Source organism: Sphingomonas sp., from assembly GCF_964263785.1.
In the GTDB taxonomy this organism is placed as follows: domain Bacteria; phylum Pseudomonadota; class Alphaproteobacteria; order Sphingomonadales; family Sphingomonadaceae; genus Sphingomonas.
Genome location: NZ_CAXVWL010000050.1, coordinates 132,879 through 151,809 on the forward strand (window position 1 = coordinate 132,879; position 18,931 = coordinate 151,809).

Sequence of the window (18,931 nt, forward strand, 5' to 3'; positions counted from 1 at the left end):
ATCTGCGGCGCCACGACAAAGCGGGTCAAGGGGACGGCGGGATGCCGATGCGCCCACCGTTCGCGCCGCATGAGCTCACCTTCGCGACTCCCCGCCTGCAAGGGGCGACCGAAATCGTCCTATTGATTGTTCTGCCGATGCAGGAAGCGCGGAATGTCGACCGGGTCCTTGTCGGCTTCGCCGTCTTCGCGTTGCGCACCCCGCGCGGCGTTGGACATGCGCTCGAACAAGGTGCCACCCATCTTGACCCGCGGAGTCGGCGCCACCTGCTCCGGCGCCGCCTCGGTACCGGGGGAAAGCCAGCGACGGCGCGCCCCGCCCTCGTCGGCAGCGGGCACCGCCGCGGGATCCTCGAACGCCCGCGCGGCGACGGGCTCGGGCGCGGCGTGTTGTGGCTGCGGTGGCTGCGCGAGGATCGTCTCGGCGCCGAGCACGAGCTCGTCATCCTGCGCGTCTTCGGGCTCGGGGGCGCGATCCGCCTCCACGGGCGCCGCCGCGGCGACCGGCTCCGGCTCGGCGACCGGCGCTGCCGGGGCGGGCGACGGTGTCGCGACCGCGGGGCGGAACGACGGCGCCTCGTCGGGCTTGCGGGTCATGCCGAAGCTGAAGCCGCGAGTCTGCTGCTCCGCGGGCATCACCGCCGAGGGCCGCGGCCCTTCGGCCTCTATACCCGTGGCGACGACCGAGACGCGGATGCGGCCCTCCAGATCGGGGTTGAACGCCGACCCCCAGATGATGTTGGCGTCCGGATCGACCAGGTCGCGGATGTGGTTCGCGGCTTCGTCGACCTCGAGCAGGCGCATGTCGTCGCCGCCGGTGATCGAGATGATGACACCCTTCGCCCCCTGCATCGACACGCCGTCGAGCAGCGGATTGGCGATCGCCTTTTGCGCAGCTTCCAGCGCGCGGTTGTCGCCGCTCGCCTCGCCCGTGCCCATCATCGCCTTGCCCATCTCCTGCATCACCGAACGGACGTCGGCGAAGTCGAGATTGATGAGCCCGGGCATGACCATCAGGTCGGTTATCCCGCGCACGCCCTGCTGCAGGACCTCGTCCGCCATCGAGAACGCTTCCTTGAAGGTCGTGTTCGCGTTGGCGATCAGGAACAGATTCTGGTTGGGGATGACGATCAGCGTATCGACGTACTTCTGAAGCTCCTCGATGCCGGCGTCGGCCGACTTGGCGCGACGATTGCCCTCGAACGCGAAAGGTTTGGTGACCACGCCGACGGTCAGGATGCCCATGTCGCGTGCCGCCTTGGCGATGACGGGGGCCGCGCCGGTGCCGGTGCCGCCGCCCATGCCCGCGGCGATGAACACCATGTGGCTCCCCTCGAGCATCTTGGCGAGGTTGTCGATCGTCTCCTCGGCCGCGGCGCGCCCGATTTCGGGCCGCGAGCCTGCGCCCAGCCCCTGGGTGATCTTTGCGCCCAACTGGATACGCTGCGGCGCGGTCGACTGCTTGAGCGCCTGCGCGTCGGTGTTGGCGACGAGGAAGTCCACCCCCTGGACGTCCGCGCGCATCATGTTCGCGATCGCGTTGCCGCCCGCGCCGCCGACGCCGATCACCGCTATGCGCGGGGTCAGTTCGTCGACCTCGGGGGAAAGGAATTCGATGCTCATGCCCTGTTTGCTCCACGTGCCCGGTTTTTCACGCCGCCGGGCCCCTGACTTGCCGTTCTGCCCGAACGATTCACCACGTTCTAGTTCTAAAGTGTGCCCACGCGTTAATAATTGGCGCGCGCCGCCTGCATCAGCTTGCGAAACATACCCATTCCCCTGGTGCGGTGGACCGTCTGCGGCTGCGGCGCGAGCGCACGCAGGTCGACCGGATCGGACGCGGCGTAGAAAGCGAGCCCCGCCAGCGTCGCGAACGCCGGCCCCGAATGCGCCTCCGGCAACGCGGTCAGGCCACGGGGGCGGCCGATCCGCACCGAACGGCCGAGTGCGCTCTGTGCGTAGTCCGCAAGTCCCTTGAGTTCGGCCCCGCCGCCGGTCAGCACGACCTGTCGGCCGACCGGGCCGTCGAACTTCAGCCTGGCCAGCGCCGCGCGAATCTCGCCCATCTGATGTTCGAGCCGCTGGCGGATGACGCCGATCAGCGCCGCCTTGGTAATCTGCGCGCCCTCCTGGCCGCCGTCCTCGGCCGAGATCGGCATCAGCGGGATCATGTCGTGATTGTCGCGTGGAGAGGTGTTGGCCGATCCGTGGAAGCATTTCATCCGCTCCGCATGCTGGCGCCGGGTGCCGAACGCCGACGCGATATCGTCGGTGATGTCGGACGCGCCCATCGCGATCGAGGTCAGCCCCACCAGCATGCCGCCGGCGAACAGCGAGACGTTCGTGATCCCCGCGCCAAGCTCGACCAGCGCGACGCCAAGCTCGCGTTCCTCGTCGCTGAGGCAGGCGAGCCCCGTAGCCACGGGCGAGGCGATGATCGACTTCACCTCGAGATGCGCCGAGCGGACGCACAGGTCGAGGTTGCGGACCGGCGGGCCGTCGGCAGCGACGACGTGGATGTGGACACCCAGCCTGTCGGCGTGCAGCCCGAGCGGCTTCTTAACCCCGGTCAGCCCGTCGAGCGTGTACAGCGCCGGTTGAGCATGGAGCACCATCCGCCCCTGCGGATCGATCGAATTGCGCCCCGCTGTCAGCAGCGCGTCGATATCCCCCTGTTCGACCCGGTGACCGCCCAGCTCGAACTCGACCTCGGCGACGTCGCTGACCAGACCGCCCGCGGAGAAGCCGACCCAGACGTTCTCGATGTTGATCCCCGCGATCCGCTCGGCCTGTTCGACCGCCTCGCGTACCGCGACCTCGGTCACTTTCATGTCGGCGACATAGCCGTGCTTGACCCCGCGGCTCTCGCGCTGGCCGGTGCCGAGCACGATCAACTCGCCGCCGTCGCCCTTCTGCGCGATCATCGCCGAAACCTTCGACGTGCCGACGTCGAGCGCCGTGATGAGACCTTCGGGTGCTGCCTTGGCCATGATTATCCCTCCGTCGCCCCAAGAATCGTTTTGGGCGCGACTATCGTTGTGGGCGCCGCGACCGGGGGCGCCTTTCCGTCATCCGGCACGCTGCGGGCCAGCGTCGAACCCGGCTTGCGCGCAACCAGCTTGGCCGGATCGCGCATGTCGAAGCTGAGCCAGCCGCGTCCGAGCAGCGGGTTCGCGCCGTCCTTCTGCGCAAAGGCGAGCAGTGCGCTTGCCGCGCCATCCTCGGGCAGCTTCAGCGTCTCGCCCGAATCGAAGGTCAGGTCCCAGCGACGATTGCCGATCCAGGTCGCCGCCTTGACCCGCGGCTTCATCGCAGGCGCCGCGGCGAGCAGCGCTTGATAGGCGACTTCCTGCCGGTCTGCGCCGGGGCCGATCATCAGCGGGAGATCGGGAATGGCGTCGGGCGATACCGGCTCCAGCAGCACGCCCTCCGCGTCGATCAGCGTCAACTGGCCATTGTCCTGCCACACCGCGGCGGGGGTGCGCTCGACGATGTCGACCAGCAGCGTGTCGGGAAGGCGGCGCGAGACGTGCGCGTCGGCGATCCAGCCATAGCGCAGCAGCTTCTGGCGCACCGCCTCTAGGTCGACCAGCGGCATGGCCCGGCTCTGCTGGTCGAGCGCCACCGCATAGACCGACATGCGGTCCATCCGCTTGAGACCGGTCACCTCGATCTGATCGACGCGAAGCCCGGCGGCGCCGGCCTGCTCGGCCACCGCCGCCCCGACCATGCCGGGGATGCCGACCCAGGTCGCCGCCGCGATCGCCACTGCGCCGGCCGCGCCCAGCATCGTCCATGTCGCGATCCGGTGGAGCGTCGCCTCGCTGACCGGGAGCATGCCGATCACGCGGTCCATCGTGGACACCTTTTTCACCGTGACTTTGCGGCGCGGCGGGGGCTTGCGCGGCGGCGGCGCGCGCTTGATCGTCCGGCTCACTGCGCGGAGTCCTTCAGGGCCTCGTCGACGATCGCCTGGACGAGCTCGGCATAGCTCATGCCGATGTGCCGCGCCTGTTCGGGCACGAGGCTGAGCGCGGTCATCCCCGGCTGGGTATTGACCTCCAGCAGGAACAACCCGTCGACCCCGCGCTCGTCGTCCCAACGGAAGTCGGCGCGGCTGCACCCCTTGCACCCGAGCAGCCGGTGCGCCTCCAGAGCCAGCGACTTGCACGCATCTGCGATGGTGTCGGGGATGGCGGCGGGGCAGACGTGCTCGGTCATGCCGTCGGTGTATTTGGCGTCGTAATCGTACCAGCCGGTCTTGGGCTTTAACTCGGTCACGCCGAGCGCGCGGTTACCAAGCACAGCCGTCGTCAGCTCGCGCCCGCGGATATAGGGTTCAGCGAGCAGTTCCTCGAAATCCTGCCAAGGCCCGGCGACATCGTGGCCGATCGGGTTGCCGTAATTGCCCGCTTGCGTGACGATGGCGATGCCGACCGACGATCCCTCGTTGACCGGCTTGACCACGTATGGCCGCGCGATCGGATCACCGTCGAACAGATCCGCGCTCTTGACGACGCGCCCGCCCGGCATCGGCACGCCGTGGGGCACGAGCGCCTGCTTGGTCAGCACCTTGTCGATCGCGATGACCGAGGTCGCCAGGCCGGAGTGGGTGTAGCGCAGGCCCATGAGATCTAGCAGGCCCTGCACCGATCCGTCTTCCCCCGGCGTGCCGTGGAGCGCATTGAAGACGAGATCGGGCGTGGCCTCCGCCAGCCGCACGGCGACGTCGCGCGCCATGTCGATGCGGGTGACGCGATGGCCGAGCGACTCCAGTGCCTCGGCCACGCCCGCGCCCGACATCAGCGACACCTCGCGCTCGGCCGACCAGCCGCCCATGAGGACTGCGATGTGCAGGGTCACGACGCCACCCCCACCCGCTGGATTTCCCATTCGAGCGTCACCCCGCTGTGCGCCTCCACCTTCTCTCGTACCTCTTCCCCAAGCGCCTCGATGTCCGCGCTGGATGCCGAGCCCAGGTTCAGCAGGAAGTTGCAATGCTTCTCGCTCACCTGCGCATTGCCGCGCCGCAAGCCGCGGCAGCCCGCCGCGTCGACCAGTGCCCAGGCCTTGTGACCATCGGGGTTCTTGAAGGTCGATCCGCCGGTCCTGGAGCGCAGCGGCTGCGACTCCTCGCGCGCCGCGGCGATCCGATCCATTTCCGCGCGGATCGCCGCAGGATCGCCAGGGATGCCGCGAAAGGTCGCGGAGACGACCACCGCACCCTCGGGCACGTCGGAATGGCGATAGGTATAGCCGAGGTCAGCCGCCGCCAACGTCTGTCGCTCGCCCGAACGCAGCACGACGTCGCACTCGACCAGCACGTCGGCGGTCTCGCGGCCATAGGCGCCGCCGTTCATCCGGACGAAGCCGCCGACGGTGCCGGGGATCGACCGCAGGAACTCGGCCCCCGCGATGCCCGCATCACGCGCGGTGGAGGATACCAAGATGCCGCTCGCGCCGCCGCCGCAGCGCAACGCCGTCGCATCGAGCACCTCCACGGTGGCGAAGGGCTTGCCGAGCCGTACCACGACGCCCGGCACCCCGCCGTCGCGGACAACGAGGTTGGAGCCGAGCCCGAGCGCCATCACCGGCATCGCCGGATCGAGCGCCCGGAGGAACGCCGCGAGATCTTCCGGGTCGGCGGGCTCGAACAGCTGCTCGGCCGCCCCGCCCGATTTGAACCAGACGAGCGGCGCGAGCGGCGCGCTGCGCGTGATCCGGCCGCGGACCTGCGGCGTGGCGAGCGTCGCGATCATCGCCGTGCTCCGATCGCGTCGGCAAGCCCGGCGGCCCACTTCGTGATGTCGCCCGCGCCCAGGCACACGACCATGTCGCCGGCCTGCACGGTTGCGGCGAGTTCGTCGGCGAGCGCGTCGGCGTCGGCGACGGTCGCGGCGTGACGGTGACCGCGGCGCTTCAGCCCTTTGACCAGCGCGTCGGCGTCGACGCCGGCCACCGGCGCCTCGCCCGCGGCGTAGACCGGGGTGACCAGCACCCGGTCGGCATCGTTGAACGCGGTCTGGAAATCCTCCATCAGATTGCCGAGCCGCGAATAGCGGTGTGGCTGAACGATCGCGATCACCCTGCCGGGCGTGCTTTCCCGGGCGGCGGCCAGGACCGCGCGGATCTCGACCGGGTGATGGCCATAATCGTCGATGATCGTGGCCGAGCCGCCCGCAATCGGCACCTCGCCGACGTTGGTGAAGCGTCGCTTGACACCGCCGAACTGGGCGAACCCGGTCTGGATCGTCGCGTCGTCGATGCCGAGCTCCAGCGCGACGCCGATCGCGGCCAGCGCGTTCTGGACGTTGTGGCGGCCGGGCATGGGCATCTCGATGCCCTCGATCGACCGGGTCGATCCGTCGCGGGCGCGAACGATGCACTCGAAGCGGTTGCCGCCCGGCACGGGCTGCACGTTGACGCCGCGTACATCGGCCTGCGCCGAAAAGCCGTAAGTGACGACACGGCGGTCGCGCACCCGCGGCAGGATGTTCTGGACCTCGGGGTGATCGAGGCACAGCACCGCGGCGCCGTAGAAGGGCACGTTCTCGATGAACTCGACGAACGCATCCTTGATCGCGGCGAAGCTGCCGTAATGGTCGAGGTGCTCGGGATCGATGTTGGTGACCACCGCGATCGTGCCGTCGAGGCGCAGGAAGCTGCCGTCGCTCTCGTCCGCCTCGACCACCATCCAGTCGCTCGCGCCCAGCCGGGCGTTGGATCCGTAGCTGTTGATGATGCCGCCGTTGATGACGGTCGGGTCGACCCCGCCCGCGTCGAGCAGCGCCGCGATCATGCTGGTCGTCGTCGTCTTGCCGTGCGTGCCGGCGACGGCGACGGTGGATTTCAGCCGCATCAGCTCGGCCAGCATTTCCGCGCGCCGGACCACCGGGATGCGCGCGGACAGCGCCGCCTCGACCTCGGGGTTCGATCGGACGATTGCGGTCGACACCACGACCACCGCGGCATCGGCGACATTCTCGGCGGCATGGCCGATGGCGATGGGGATGCCCTTGTCGCGCAAGCCCTGCACGACATAGCTCTCCGCGACATCCGACCCCTGAACCGCATAGCCCAGGTTCTTCATGACCTCGGCGATACCCGACATGCCGATCCCGCCGATGCCGACGAAGTGGATCGTGCCGATCGAGAGCGGAACACCGTTCACGCGAACGCCTCTCGCGGTTTCGGCGCGGCGACCGGCAACCGCGCCGTCGGCGCATCGAGGCTTTCGACCAGATCCGCGAGATCGCTTGCGGCGGCCGGCCGCCCGCACGCCCGCGCGCGGCCGGCGGCATTCTCCAGCGCCGCCGGATCGAGCCCGAGCTTCTGCATCTGCTTGGCGAGTTCCACCGGCGTGAAGGCATCCTGCGCAATCGTCCGCGCGCCCCCCGCCTCAGTCATCTCGCGCGCGTTGACGCTCTGGTGGTCGTCGGTGGCGGACGGCAGCGGCACAAGGATTGCCGGGCGCCCCGCCGCGGTCAGCTCAGCCAGGGTCGAGGCGCCCGCGCGCGCGATCACGAGATGCGCCCAGGCGAGCTCGGCGGGCAGGTCGGCGATGTAGGTCGACAGGTCGGCCGCGATATGATGCTCGGCATATTTCGCGCGTGCCGCGTCGATATCCTCGATGCGCGCCTGGTGCGTCACCTGCAGGCGACGGCGGAAGGTGACGGGCAGCATGGCGAGCCCGTCGGGGACGACCTGGCTTAAGACGCTCGCACCCTGGCTGCCGCCGGTGACGAGGACGCGGAAGATGCCGTCCTCCTCCAGCAGCGGATAGGGTTTCGCGCGCAGCGCCAGCACCGCGTCGCGCACCGGATTGCCGACGCGGTGGACCTTGGCGCCGAGCTTCGCGGGCAGCCGCTCGGTGGGGTCGTAGGAGGTGGCGATCGCATCCACCCGCCCAGCAACCAGCCGGTTGACCCGGCCGAGCACCGCATTCTGCTCGTGCACCGCGGTCGGTATCTTTTCCGCGAACGCTGCCAGCAAGGCGGGCAGCGCGGGATAGCCGCCGAAGCCGACGACGGCGGCGGGCTTGAAGGTCCGGTACAGCTCGCGCGCCATCGCCCGGCCACGCCACATCTCGCGCACCGCGCTCGCCCAGCCGAGCGGGCGCTTCGCCTGGAAGCGGCCGGCGGGCAGGACGTGCGTCTGGATATTGTCGAACAATCCGGGAAAGCGAACCCCGCGCGCATCGCTGACCAGCGCGACCCGGTGGCCGCGACGCGTCAGTTCCACGGCCAGCGCGGCCGCCGGGACCATATGTCCGCCGGTGCCGCCCGCAGCGAGAACGAAGTGCCTGCTCATTCGCCGCTCCACCGCACGACATAGGGGCTGCGCGTCAGGAACGGGTTGCGGCGGGTGAACGCCAGCAGCATTCCCATGCCGATCGACAGCGCGATCATCGACGATCCGCCGTAGCTGATGAACGGCATGGTCATGCCCTTCGACGGCGCTAGCCCGGTGTTGACCGCCATGCTGACCAGCGCCTGCGCGCCGAACTGAACCGCGAGGCCGGAGGCGGCGAGCAGCTTGAACTCGTCCTGCTCGTCGAGCAGCTTGACGAACACCCGCACGACGATCGCCAGAAAGACCACGGCGATGATCGAACACGCGATCAGCCCGAATTCTTCGCCGATCACCGAGAAGATGTAATCGGTGTGCGCTTCGGGCAGCCCGAACTTCGCCGTGCCGCCGCCGGGACCGGTGCCGGTCCAACCGCCGCTTGTGATCGTGTGGTGGGCGGCATCGGTCTGGAAATGGTCCCCCGCGCCTTCGCCTTCGACGCCCGGAAACAGGAAGGCGTCGATCCGTGCGCGCGCGGTGCCGTAGAAGAGGTATGCCGCGACCAGCCCCGCGGGCGCCAGCGCGATCAGCCCCACCATGACGCGCACCGGCGTACCCGCGATCATCAGCAAGGCCATCCACACCCCGCAGAAAATGATCGTCTGACCGAAGTCGGGCTGGAGCATCAGCATCGCCGCGACCGCCGCGGTCATGCCGCCGGTGATGAGCACCGTCGGCAATTCCGGGTCTCTCGCCTTCAGCGACAGCAGCCAGGCGACCGCGACGATGAACATCGGCTTGAGGAATTCGGAGGGCTGGAACTCCGAAATACCCAGTGAAATCCAGCGGCGGGCGCCATTGTGCTCGACCCCGACGAACGGGGTCAGCGCCAGCAGCACGAGCAGCACCGCTGCGCCCGCAAGCGCCATCCGCCGTGCGAGCGCGACCGGCATCATCGACACGCCGAACAGCACCGGCAGCGACACCGCCACCCACATCAGCTGGCGCCAGAAATAATGGAGAGGGGCGAGTTTGTGGTGTTCGCCCGAATAACGCGCGGCAGTCGCGGGGCTCGCGGCGGCGACCGCGATCAGCCCGATGGCGATCAGGAACATCGTCAGCAGCAGCAGCATGCGGTCAATGTCCCAGAACCACGTGCCCAGCGGCGACCGGTCGCCGCGTCCGCCGCGGCGCTTCATCTGCGCGACAATCCCGCGGCCGCCTCGCACGTCGGTCATGCCAAAGCCTCCACAGCAGCGCGAAACGCGGCACCGCGTTCCTCATAGTCGCGGAATTGATCGAAGCTAGCACAAGCCGGCGACAGCAGCACGATATCGCCCGGTTTCGCTTGGCGTGCCGCGCTGGCGACCGCGGCGGCAAGCGTACCCACCCGCTCGACCGGCATTTGGGGGGCGAGGATCTCGGCGAAGCGCGGCCCCGCCTCGCCGATCGTATAGGCGCACACGACGTGGCCGAAGGCGGGGGCGCAGGCGTCGAGGTCGTCGCTTTTGGGCTTGCCGCCGACAATCCAGTGGACGCGATCGAACGCGGCGAGCGCAGGGGCGGTGCTCTCCGGGTTGGTTGCCTTGCTGTCGTCGACATAGGCGACGCCGTTCACGGTTGCCACATGCTCCATCCGGTGCGGTAAGCCGGCAAAGGTTTCCAGGCCGCGGTCGATATCCGCTTCCAAGATGCCGAGTGCCCTGGCGACCGCGATCGCGGCGAGCGCGTTCTGGGCGTTGTGCGGGCCCTGCAGCGCGGGCCAAGCGCGCTGGTCCATGCACACGCCCGGCGCGATCTTCGTCAAATGCTCGGCACGCGCGGAAAGGCCGCGCGCGATCTTGGCGGAGTGGTCGTCGCCGATGCCGATGACCGCATCGTGCTCGGGCGATTGCATCGCGAACAGCCGCGCCTTGGACGCGGCATAGCCGTCGATCCCGTCGTAACGGTCGAGGTGATCGGGGGAGATGTTGAGCAGCACCGCGACATCACAGTCGAGCGTCTGCGTCAGGTCTATCTGATAGCTCGACAGTTCGAGTACGTAGACGCCCCCCTCGGGCAGCGGGTCGGCCGCAAAGATTGGCAGGCCTATGTTACCGCCCATGAGGCTCGGCACACCCGCGGTCTGGAGAATGTGGTGGATCAGCGCGGTAGTCGTCGACTTGCCGTTGGTGCCGGTGATGCCGACGACCTTGTGCGCGGGGAGGTCGGCACGGGCTTGCGCGAACAGTTCGATGTCGCCGATCACCGCCACGCTGGCAGCCCTAGCGCGTGCGGCGACAGGATGGGTGTTGAGTGGAACGCCAGGCGACACGACCAGCGCGTCGAAGCCGGTGAGGTCGTCGAGCGGGGCAACGATTACCTCCCCGGAACGGGGAGGGGGACCAGCCGCAGGCTGGTGGAGGGGCAGCCCAGCAGGACCGTCGCTTGCGGCTGCGCCTCCACCAACGGCTGCGCCGTCGGTCCCCCTCCCCGTTCCGGGGAGGTACTGACTCCGCCTGGCTCCATCCGCATCCCACGCCACGACACGCGCCCCAGCCGCCACGAGCGCACACACCGTCGCCGCGCCAGACCGCGCCAGCCCCAGCACGGCATAGCGCCGTCCCCTCCAGGCCCCAGCCGTAATCATCGCAGCTTCAACGTCGACAGGCCCGCCAGCGCGAGCACCAGCGCGATGATCCAGAAGCGGATGACGACGGTCGGCTCGCTCCAGCCCAATTGTTCGAAATGATGATGGATCGGCGCCATCTTGAACACGCGCTTGCCGGTGCGCTTGTAGAAGAACACCTGGATGATGACGGAGAGTGCCTCGACGACGAAGAGGCCACCGATGATCCCCAGCACGATCTCGTGGTGCGCGACGACTGCGATGGTGCCAAGCGCGCCGCCGAGGGCCAGGCTGCCGGTGTCGCCCATGAACACCGCCGCCGGGGGCGCGTTGAACCAGAGGAATGCCAGCCCTCCCCCGACCACCGCACCGCAGAAGATCGCCAACTCGCCCGCACGCGGTACGTGCGGGATGCCGAGGTATTCGGCGAATTTCACGTTGCCGCACAGGTAGACGATGATCATGAACGCGACCGCGGCGATGATCACGGGCATCGTCGCCAGCCCGTCGAGCCCGTCGGTCAGGTTCACGGCGTTGCCGAAGGCGACAATGGTGAAGGCGGCGAACAGCGGGTAGAAATACCAGAGTTCGATGTACATGCGGTTGGTGAACGGCAGGAACAGCCCGCTGCCGTTCTGGCGCATGATGATCACCGCGGCGATGCCCGCGATCAGAAATTCCAGCGCCAGGCGCATCCGCCCGGATATGCCCGCGGTGCTCGCCTTCCTGACCTTGTCGTAATCGTCGAGGAACCCGATCGCGCCGAACCCCAGCGTCACGAACAGGCACGCCCACACGAACGGGTTCGACAGGTCCATCCACAGCAGGATCGATAGCGATATGCTGGTCAGGATCATCAGGCCTCCCATCGTCGGGGTGCCGCGCTTGGCAAGGTGGGTCTGCGGCCCATCGGCGCGGATCGGCTGGCCCTTGCCCTGTCGGACGCGCAACCAGCCGATGAACTTCGGGCCAATGATCAGGCCGACGAACAGCGCGGTCGCCACCGACGCCCCCGTCCGGAACGACAGGTAGCGGATCAGGTTGATCACGCCGGGAAATCCCAGCTGTTCGGCGATCCAGTACAGCATCTACGTCCCTCGCAGCCCAGCCACGACGTGCGAGAGGCCTACGCCGTTCGAACCCTTGACCAGCACCGTGTCGCCGGCGGCGAGCATGGCACGCGCAGCCTCCAGCGCTGCCGCGGCGTCGGCCACATGGACGAAATCGAGCCTGCCCTCAAGCGCTTCGGCAAGCGGCGCCATCGCTTCACCGACGAGGACCGCCGCTTCGACGCGCGCCTCGAGCATCGGCGCGGCTAGCGCGGCGTGGTAGGCGGCGGACGATTCGCCCATCTCGCGCATCTCGCCGAGTACCGCCACGTGCCGGCCTGGCTCCCTAGCCAGTACGGCGAGCGTCGCGGCCATCGAGGCGGGGTTGGCGTTGTAGCTCTCGTCGATGACCACCATCTCGCCACCTGCCACTTGCGCGGTAAAGCGCAGGCCCCGGCCCGGCAAGCCGCCCAGATCGGCGAGCGCGAGTCCCGCCAGCCCGAGGTCCCCGCCGACCGCATCCACCGCGGCGAGCACCGCGAGCGCGTTGGACACCCAATGCGCGCCCGGCTGCGATAGCGTGAAGCTCAGCTCGCGTTCCCCAACCCGCGCGGTGACGAAGCTGCCGCCGGTTCCGATCCGCATCGCCTCGATCGCACGCACATCGGCGCCGGCGCCGCTGCCGAACGTCACTATCCGAGCGGCATGCGGCGTCGCTGCGGCGATCAGCCGGTCGCGGTGCGGCGAATCGAACGGGACGATCGCAACGCCCCCTGTCTCCAGCCCCTGAAAGATCTCGCCCTTCGCATCGGCGATAGCGGCTTCGTCGGGAAAGAATTCGGTGTGCGCAGGCGCGATGGCGGTGACGATGGCAACGTGCGGGCGGACGATCCGAGTCAGTGCCGCCAGTTCGCCGGGATGGTTCATCCCCATCTCGAACACCGCCGCCCGCACGTCGGGCGGCATCCGCGCCAGGCTCAGCGGCACGCCGACGTGATTGTTGTAACTCTTGACCGAGCGATGCACCCTGCCGCCCCAACCGCGGTCGAGTGCGGCGAACAGTGCTTCCTTGGCACTGGTTTTGCCGACCGATCCGGTGATCCCGACGATCGCCGCATCGCTCCGCGCACGGCTGGCGTGCGCGAGAGCGTTCAGCGCAGCGGCGGTGTCCGCAACGCAGACATGCGGCTCCGCGCACGGTTGGGACACGATCGCGCCCGTCGCACCCTGCGCGAACGCCTGCGGCACGAAGCGGTGGCCGTCGGTCGCTTCGCCGTGCAACGCAACGAAAAGGTCGCCTGGGCCCACCTCGCGGCTGTCGAAGGCCACGCCGCGCACCGCAAAGTCCGCCGATGCCACGCCGCCGGTCGCGGCCGCGATCTCCGGCGATGTCCACAGCGCGTTCAAGAGTCGTCGCGCTCTTCGGACGGGGGCTGGCGGCCGTAGCGAAGCGCCAGCCGCGGCCGGCCGTTGCCCTGCACCGGTGCAGACGCGCGCGGCGCGGCGGGTCGCTCATGCTTGGCGGGAACGACGATCTTCCTCATGCGGCACACTCCCGCGCTACTGCCACGTCGTCAAAGGGCAACACCATGTCGTCGACGATCTGGCCCTGTTCATGCCCCTTGCCCGCGATCAGGACGATATCGGTGCTCCGCGCCTCCGCGATGGCGGTGGCGATGGCCGCGCGACGGTCGCCGATCTCGCGCGCGCCCGGTGCGCCGTCGAGGATCTGGCCGCGGATGGCGGCCGGGTTTTCCGTGCGCGGGTTGTCGTCGGTGACGATGACAAGGTCCGCCTGGGTCACCGCGACCTGCCCCATCGTGGCGCGCTTGCCCGCATCGCGGTCGCCGCCGGCGCCGAACACGACGATCAGCCGCCCGCCCGCATGCGGATTCAGCGCTGCAATGGCGGCTTCGAGCGCGTCGGGAGTGTGGGCATAATCGACATAGACGGGGGCGCCCGCGCGGGTGATCGTCGCGCGCTCGAGCCGCCCACGCACCGGCTGGAGCCGGGCGAGCGACGCGAGCGTCTCGCGCACAGCGCCGCCGGTCGCGATCACCAGCCCCGCCGCGACCAGCGCATTCGCAGCCTGATAGGCGCCGATCAATGGCAGCCTGACGTGGTGGGTCGCGCCATCGGCCTCGATCGTCAGCCCCTGGCCGAGCAGCGTCGGATCGCGATCGACGAGGCGCAACGTCGTCCCCCGCACCCCGACCGTGATCAGCCTGTTGCCGCGTGCATGCGCCAGGTCGATGACCCGGCTCGCCTCGGCATCGTCGGCCCACACCACCGCAGTGCCATCCGAGCTGAGTACTTCCGAGAATAGGCGCAGTTTCGCCGTCAGATACGCGCCCATATCGCCGTGGTAATCGAGATGGTCGCGGGTCAGATTGGTGAACGCCGCTGCGGCGACCGTGAGCCCCTCGGTCCGGTACTGCGTTAACCCGTGGCTCGATGCCTCGAAGGCGACATGGCTGACCCCCTCGCGCGCCAACCCGGCGACGTTGGACAGGAAGGTGACGACATCCGGTGTCGTCAGACCCGTCGTCGTGCGCTCGTCGGCAGTGGTGACCCCCAGCGTGCCGATCGAGGCCGCATGGAACCCGGCCATTCGCCACAGCTGCCGCGTCATTTCGACGGTCGAAGTCTTGCCGTTGGTCCCGGTCACCGCGACTGCCACGGCGGGGAACGGCGCAAAGAACCTGGCGGCGAGTTCGGCGAAGCGCTCGCGCGGATTGTCGTCGGCGATGTGGACCGCGCCATCGACCTGAACATCCGGCTCCGCCACGACCGCGACCGCGCCCGATCGCACCGCGTCGGCGATATAGTCCTCGCCATTGACGCGCATGCCGCGAAAGGCGCCGAACACCGTCCCGGGCGCAACCTTGCGATGATCGATCGCAAAGCCGGTAACCGCTGTGGTGTCGCCGGTGCCGGTGAGCTCGCCCAGCCTCAAGGTGCCCTCCTCACCGCCAGCCTCATTGGGCGTCCGCCTGCTTCTCGCCCGGCTCCTGCCAGAGCAGCGGCAGCAGGTCGCTCTCGTCAATGTCGCGGCGATCGTCCGGGATGACGCCCAGCAGCGAGCCGACCCGGCTCACCACCCGGCCGACCACCGGCGCGGCGTTCCAGGCCGCGGTCTTCCAGCCGGACGTCTCCTTGGTGCCGAGCGGCGAATCGAGCATCGCGAGCACCACATAGCGCGGCTGGTCGATCGGAAAGGCGGCCACGAACGTGGCGACGTTGCGGCTCTTGTCGTATCCGCCGGCGGACGCCGCCTCCGCGGTCCCCGTCTTGCCTGCGACACGAAATCCGGGCGCCTCGCCCTTGCGGCCCGTACCTTTCAGCACGATCAGCCGGAGCAGCTGGCGCATACGTGCGCTCGTCGTCTCGCTGATCACGCGGCGCCCGGCGGGCGCGGGATGGTCGGGCCCGACCTTGAGCAACGTCGTCGGCCGCCAGATGCCGCCATTGACGAGCGCCGCATAGGCGTTGGCGAGCTGCAGCGGGGTGATCGCGATGCCGTGGCCGTAGGCGGTGGTCATCGTCGTCGTCCGCGCCCAATAGGTCGGCCATAGCGGCCGCCCCTTTTCCTTGAGCTCGATATCGGGCCGCGTGTCGAAGCCCAGCCGGCGGAACATCGCCTGGAGCCGCTGGGGACCCAGCTCGTCCGCGACACGCGCGGTGGCGACGTTGGACGAGTAGATCAGTGTTTCCGGGATGTTGAGCCAGCGCTTGGGATCGCCGCGCTCGTCGTGGATCGTGAACCGGCCGACATGCAGTGGCGCAGTCGCGTCGAAGCGTCGGCTCATGTCGGTGACGACCCCCGATTCGATCGCGGTCGCCATGGTGATCGGCTTGAACGTCGAGCCGAGCTCGAAGACGCTCTGCGTCGTCGCGTTGCGGAGTTCCTCGACGCCCGACATGCCGACCCGGTTGGGGTTGAACGTCGGCAGCGATACCATCGCGACGACTTCGCCGGTGTGCACGTCGAGCACGAGTCCCGCGGCGCCGCGGGCGGAGAAGGTCGCCATCGCGCGGCCGAGTTCGCTCTCCATCGCCGCCTGGACGCGCGTGTCGATCGACAGCGCGACGGGCGTGCCCGCGGTCGCCGGGTTGGTCAGCCGGGCGTCGAGCACCCGCTCCATCCCGCTCATGCCGTGCCCGTCGGTCGACAGAAAGCCGAGCGCGTGCGCCGCCATGTTCGATTGCGGGTACAGCCGCTGGGTTTCGCGCGCGAACACCAGCGCGGGCTCGCCGATCGCATTGACCTGTTCCACCAACGTCGGGCTGGCGCGACGCTGGAGATAGGTGAAGCTGACGTTCTTGGTCAGTTGCGCGTAGAACCACGCCTGGTCGCCACGGTCGGGCATCAGCGCTGCCAACCGTGACGCGATGTCCATGGGGTCGCCGATCAGCTTCTTCGGGTGGACCGCGATCGTCCAGGCGTCGATCGTCCGGGCGAGCGGCGCGCCGTTGCGATCGACGATATCGCCGCGCCCCGCCAGCGTCGCCGTCCGGGTCGCCGCGTCCGCAGGGCCGGCGAAGATCGCCAGCATGGCCAGCCGCACGATCACCACCGCGACTGCGGTGGCGAACAGCATCATCAGCATCATCAGGCGGGTATGCGCCACGCCGATCAGCGCATGGCGCTGTCGCGGGTCGCGGCGTTGACCGATCGGACGGGCAACCAGCACGCTCACCGGCGACGGCCCGACTCGGCGCGGGCGCCGCTGAGAATGTCGCCGAGTGTCGAATCGGACAGCAGCTTGCGATCGAGCATCGCGACGGCTTGCGGGCGGACGTTGGCAACCGCCACCGCGCGGTACATCGCCGCCTGCGCCTTCGGGGTCGTCGCGATCGTACGCACGGGCGCTGCGGCCTGCACAACTCGGGCGGCTCGGATGGGCGCGGGCTCGATCGCGGCGACCTGCACGGAGGCGGTCTGGATCGCGGCAGTCGGTGCAGAGGGCGGCAGCGTCGGCGCAATGGTCTGGAGACTGACATTCGTCAGGCTCGGCACCAGCAGCGCGGCGGTACGGATCGGCGATCCGTCCGGCGCGGCGGCAGCCCCTGCGGTCACGTCGATCGACGCGAGCGCGGTTTCGTCGGCGACGAATTGGCCCGCCACAGGCGCGGTCAGTGCCAGCGTGTCGCCGTTCCACCGCTCGAGCTGCGCCAGGTTGGCGCGCGTGTCGAACTCGGTCTCCAGCGCGCGGATGTCGTGCTCGGCGTCGGCGACGCGGGCGTTGACCGCGTCCAGCCGGTTGCGCTCGGCCGCGACTTGGAGCGACACGAGATAGAAGGCCAGAACCACCACCACGCAGCTGCCGAACCAGCCCACGCCCTTCAACCGATGCGCCGCCGTCATGCTTTTCGCTCCTCGAACGCGTTACCCATTGTCCACGCCGCGGCGTCCGTGCGCCGCGCCGTCCGTAAAGTCGCCGACCGGGCGCGCGGGTTGCGCGCCAATTCGACCTCGCTCGCGCGCACCGCCTTGCCGACGCCCTCGAAGCTGGGCGCGGGCCCCGCGTCGATGGTGTTCGGAAGATGACGCGAACCTGAAGGCGCGGCGCCCGAGCGGTCACGCAGGAAGCGCTTGACCATCCGGTCCTCCAGGCTGTGGAAGGTCACCACCGCCAGCCGGCCGCCGGGTTTCAGCACCCGCTCCGCCGCCGCCAAACCGTCCGCCAGCTCGTCCAGTTCGCGGTTGACGTGGATGCGGATCGCCTGGAATGCGCGGGTCGCCGGGTCCTTTTTGTCGTGCGCGCGGTGGCCGAGCGCGCGGCGGATGACCGTCGCGAGTTCGCCGGTGCGCGTCAGCGGCCGTGCCGCGACGATCGCACGCGCGACGCGGCGCGACTTGGGCTCGTCGCCATAGCGGTAGAGGACGTCGGCGATGTCGCCCTCGTCCGCCTCGTTGACGAAGTCCGCCGCGGTCGGACCGTCCTGCGTCATCCGCATGTCGAGCGGCCCGTCGCCCTGGAACGAGAAGCCGCGCTCGGCCTGGTCCAACTGCATCGACGACACGCCGATGTCCATCGTCACCCCATCGACCGACGTCGCCTCGACCGCGCTCTCCATCGCGGAGAACTCGCGCTCGATCAGCGTCAGGCCGTCGATCTCCGTCGCGCGTCCCGCGGCGATCGCATCGGGGTCGCGGTCGAACGCGATCACCCGCGCGCCCCGGGCGAGCAGCGCGCGCGCATAGCCGCCCGCGCCGAAGGTCGCATCGACCATCGTCTCGCCGGGCGCAGGCGCAAGCGCAGCGACGACCTCGTCGAGCAGGACGGGGACATGCGGCGCGCCGGTCACAGCGCCACGCCCTTCTCGGCCATGTAGAAGCGCGCCATCGACTTCATGATCTCGGGCGCGTCGGGCGTGTCGACGAGCGTCTTGGGATCCCAGATCTCGATATAATCGAAAACGCCGTAGAAGAACGCATGCTCGCCGATGCCGGCGTGGAAGCGGGGAAAGCGCGGCATGATGAAGCGGCCCGACCCGTCGAAGGGCACTGCCTCGCCCGAGGCGGCCCGACGTTTGATGTTATAGTCGAACTCACCGTCGGCGTGCGTGTTCTCGGCCTCGCGGCGGTCGAGCTTCTCGGCCAGAATGTCGAGATAATTGGGGTCGTAGGCGACCAGGCACGGGTGGCGTTGGTGCGCGCCGATCACGATCGTGCCGCCGTCCTTGCCGTTCGACTTAGGGGTGTTGGCCGCCAGCGTAGTGCGGAGCGCGGAGGGAATCGCGACCCGGCCCTTGTCGTCGACAAGGCCGATCCCGTCCCCCTGATAGCGGCCCCTGCCCGACACCCCGTTCCCCGATACGCACAGGCGCTCTCGATCCGGCCGGCGCCCCACGATGCCGGTCGGTCCTGCTCGATGCAGATGTGAGTTTGCCCTCTGTTACGAAGACGTATCAGGGGTCCCCCGGGGACGCAACGGGATTTTACGGGAGATTACGGGAAATCATTCCGTACCGATCTCGAC

17 protein-coding genes are annotated in these 18,931 nt (G+C 69.0%); all 17 read right to left on the minus strand.

Translation table 11 applies throughout. The features are described 5' to 3' along the window. Window positions 1-119: 119 nt before the first annotated feature. The 17 genes from ftsZ to ACE5C1_RS06985 all read right to left on the minus strand — a co-directional run bounded on the left by ftsZ (window position 120) and on the right by ACE5C1_RS06985 (window position 18,754). The gene (gene ftsZ, locus ACE5C1_RS06905; protein ID WP_374943319.1) at window positions 120-1,622 is read right to left on the minus strand and encodes a cell division protein FtsZ; all 1,503 of its coding nucleotides are present in this window, start codon (window positions 1,620-1,622) and stop codon (window positions 120-122) included. 104 nt (window positions 1,623-1,726) lie between these two features. Then, window positions 1,727-2,989, minus strand: coding sequence for a cell division protein FtsA (gene ftsA, locus ACE5C1_RS06910; RefSeq protein WP_374943320.1), 1,263 nt, complete (start codon window positions 2,987-2,989; stop codon window positions 1,727-1,729). A gap of 2 nt (window positions 2,990-2,991) precedes the next feature. After that, window positions 2,992-3,936: a cell division protein FtsQ/DivIB gene (locus tag ACE5C1_RS06915; RefSeq protein WP_374943321.1), complete on the minus strand. Its 945-nt coding sequence runs from the start codon at window positions 3,934-3,936 to the stop codon at window positions 2,992-2,994. Next, a complete protein-coding gene (locus ACE5C1_RS06920) occupies window positions 3,933-4,838 on the minus strand; it encodes a D-alanine--D-alanine ligase (RefSeq protein WP_374943358.1) in 906 nt (301 codons plus the stop codon). Before ACE5C1_RS06920 ends, ACE5C1_RS06915 begins: the two co-directional genes overlap by 4 nt. A 20-nt stretch (window positions 4,839-4,858) precedes the next feature. Further along, window positions 4,859-5,758 (minus strand): UDP-N-acetylmuramate dehydrogenase, encoded by a 900-nt coding sequence (murB, locus tag ACE5C1_RS06925; protein WP_374943322.1) that lies wholly within the window; start codon window positions 5,756-5,758, stop codon window positions 4,859-4,861. Then, the gene (gene murC / locus ACE5C1_RS06930; protein ID WP_374943323.1) at window positions 5,755-7,170 is read right to left on the minus strand and encodes a UDP-N-acetylmuramate--L-alanine ligase; all 1,416 of its coding nucleotides are present in this window, start codon (window positions 7,168-7,170) and stop codon (window positions 5,755-5,757) included. Before murC ends, murB begins: the two co-directional genes overlap by 4 nt. Further along, window positions 7,167-8,309 (minus strand): undecaprenyldiphospho-muramoylpentapeptide beta-N-acetylglucosaminyltransferase, encoded by a 1,143-nt coding sequence (gene murG / locus ACE5C1_RS06935; RefSeq protein WP_374943324.1) that lies wholly within the window; start codon window positions 8,307-8,309, stop codon window positions 7,167-7,169. Before murG ends, murC begins: the two co-directional genes overlap by 4 nt. Continuing rightward, window positions 8,306-9,526, minus strand: a complete 1,221-nt coding sequence (locus tag ACE5C1_RS06940; RefSeq protein ID WP_374943325.1) for an FtsW/RodA/SpoVE family cell cycle protein — start codon at window positions 9,524-9,526, stop codon at window positions 8,306-8,308. The genes murG and ACE5C1_RS06940 overlap by 4 nt, the downstream gene beginning before the upstream one ends. Next, window positions 9,523-10,917, minus strand: coding sequence for a UDP-N-acetylmuramoyl-L-alanine--D-glutamate ligase (gene murD, locus ACE5C1_RS06945; RefSeq protein ID WP_374943326.1), 1,395 nt, complete (start codon window positions 10,915-10,917; stop codon window positions 9,523-9,525). The genes ACE5C1_RS06940 and murD overlap by 4 nt, the downstream gene beginning before the upstream one ends. Then, the gene (mraY, locus tag ACE5C1_RS06950; RefSeq protein WP_374943327.1) at window positions 10,914-11,984 is read right to left on the minus strand and encodes a phospho-N-acetylmuramoyl-pentapeptide-transferase; all 1,071 of its coding nucleotides are present in this window, start codon (window positions 11,982-11,984) and stop codon (window positions 10,914-10,916) included. The genes murD and mraY overlap by 4 nt, the downstream gene beginning before the upstream one ends. After that, on the minus strand, window positions 11,985-13,352 hold the full coding sequence (gene murF, locus ACE5C1_RS06955) for a UDP-N-acetylmuramoyl-tripeptide--D-alanyl-D-alanine ligase (RefSeq protein ID WP_374943328.1): 1,368 nt from the start codon (window positions 13,350-13,352) through the stop codon (window positions 11,985-11,987). Further along, entirely contained in the window at window positions 13,349-13,489 is a 141-nt protein-coding gene (locus tag ACE5C1_RS06960) for a hypothetical protein (RefSeq protein WP_374943329.1), read from the minus strand. Before ACE5C1_RS06960 ends, murF begins: the two co-directional genes overlap by 4 nt. Next, window positions 13,486-14,901 carry a UDP-N-acetylmuramoyl-L-alanyl-D-glutamate--2,6-diaminopimelate ligase gene (locus ACE5C1_RS06965; protein WP_374943330.1) on the minus strand — a complete coding sequence of 472 codons (1,416 nt, stop codon included), beginning with the start codon at window positions 14,899-14,901 and terminating at the stop codon, window positions 13,486-13,488. The genes ACE5C1_RS06960 and ACE5C1_RS06965 overlap by 4 nt, the downstream gene beginning before the upstream one ends. Window positions 14,902-14,923: 22 nt before the next feature. After that, complete coding sequence (locus ACE5C1_RS06970) at window positions 14,924-16,645, minus strand: peptidoglycan D,D-transpeptidase FtsI family protein (RefSeq protein ID WP_374943331.1); 1,722 nt, start codon at window positions 16,643-16,645, stop codon at window positions 14,924-14,926. Continuing rightward, window positions 16,642-17,313, minus strand: a complete 672-nt coding sequence (locus tag ACE5C1_RS06975) for a hypothetical protein (RefSeq protein ID WP_374943332.1) — start codon at window positions 17,311-17,313, stop codon at window positions 16,642-16,644. Before ACE5C1_RS06975 ends, ACE5C1_RS06970 begins: the two co-directional genes overlap by 4 nt. After that, window positions 17,310-18,257: a 16S rRNA (cytosine(1402)-N(4))-methyltransferase RsmH gene (gene rsmH, locus ACE5C1_RS06980; protein WP_374943333.1), complete on the minus strand. Its 948-nt coding sequence runs from the start codon at window positions 18,255-18,257 to the stop codon at window positions 17,310-17,312. Before rsmH ends, ACE5C1_RS06975 begins: the two co-directional genes overlap by 4 nt. Continuing rightward, window positions 18,254-18,754 (minus strand): division/cell wall cluster transcriptional repressor MraZ, encoded by a 501-nt coding sequence (locus ACE5C1_RS06985; RefSeq protein WP_374943334.1) that lies wholly within the window; start codon window positions 18,752-18,754, stop codon window positions 18,254-18,256. Before ACE5C1_RS06985 ends, rsmH begins: the two co-directional genes overlap by 4 nt. Window positions 18,755-18,931: the final 177 nt, after the last annotated feature.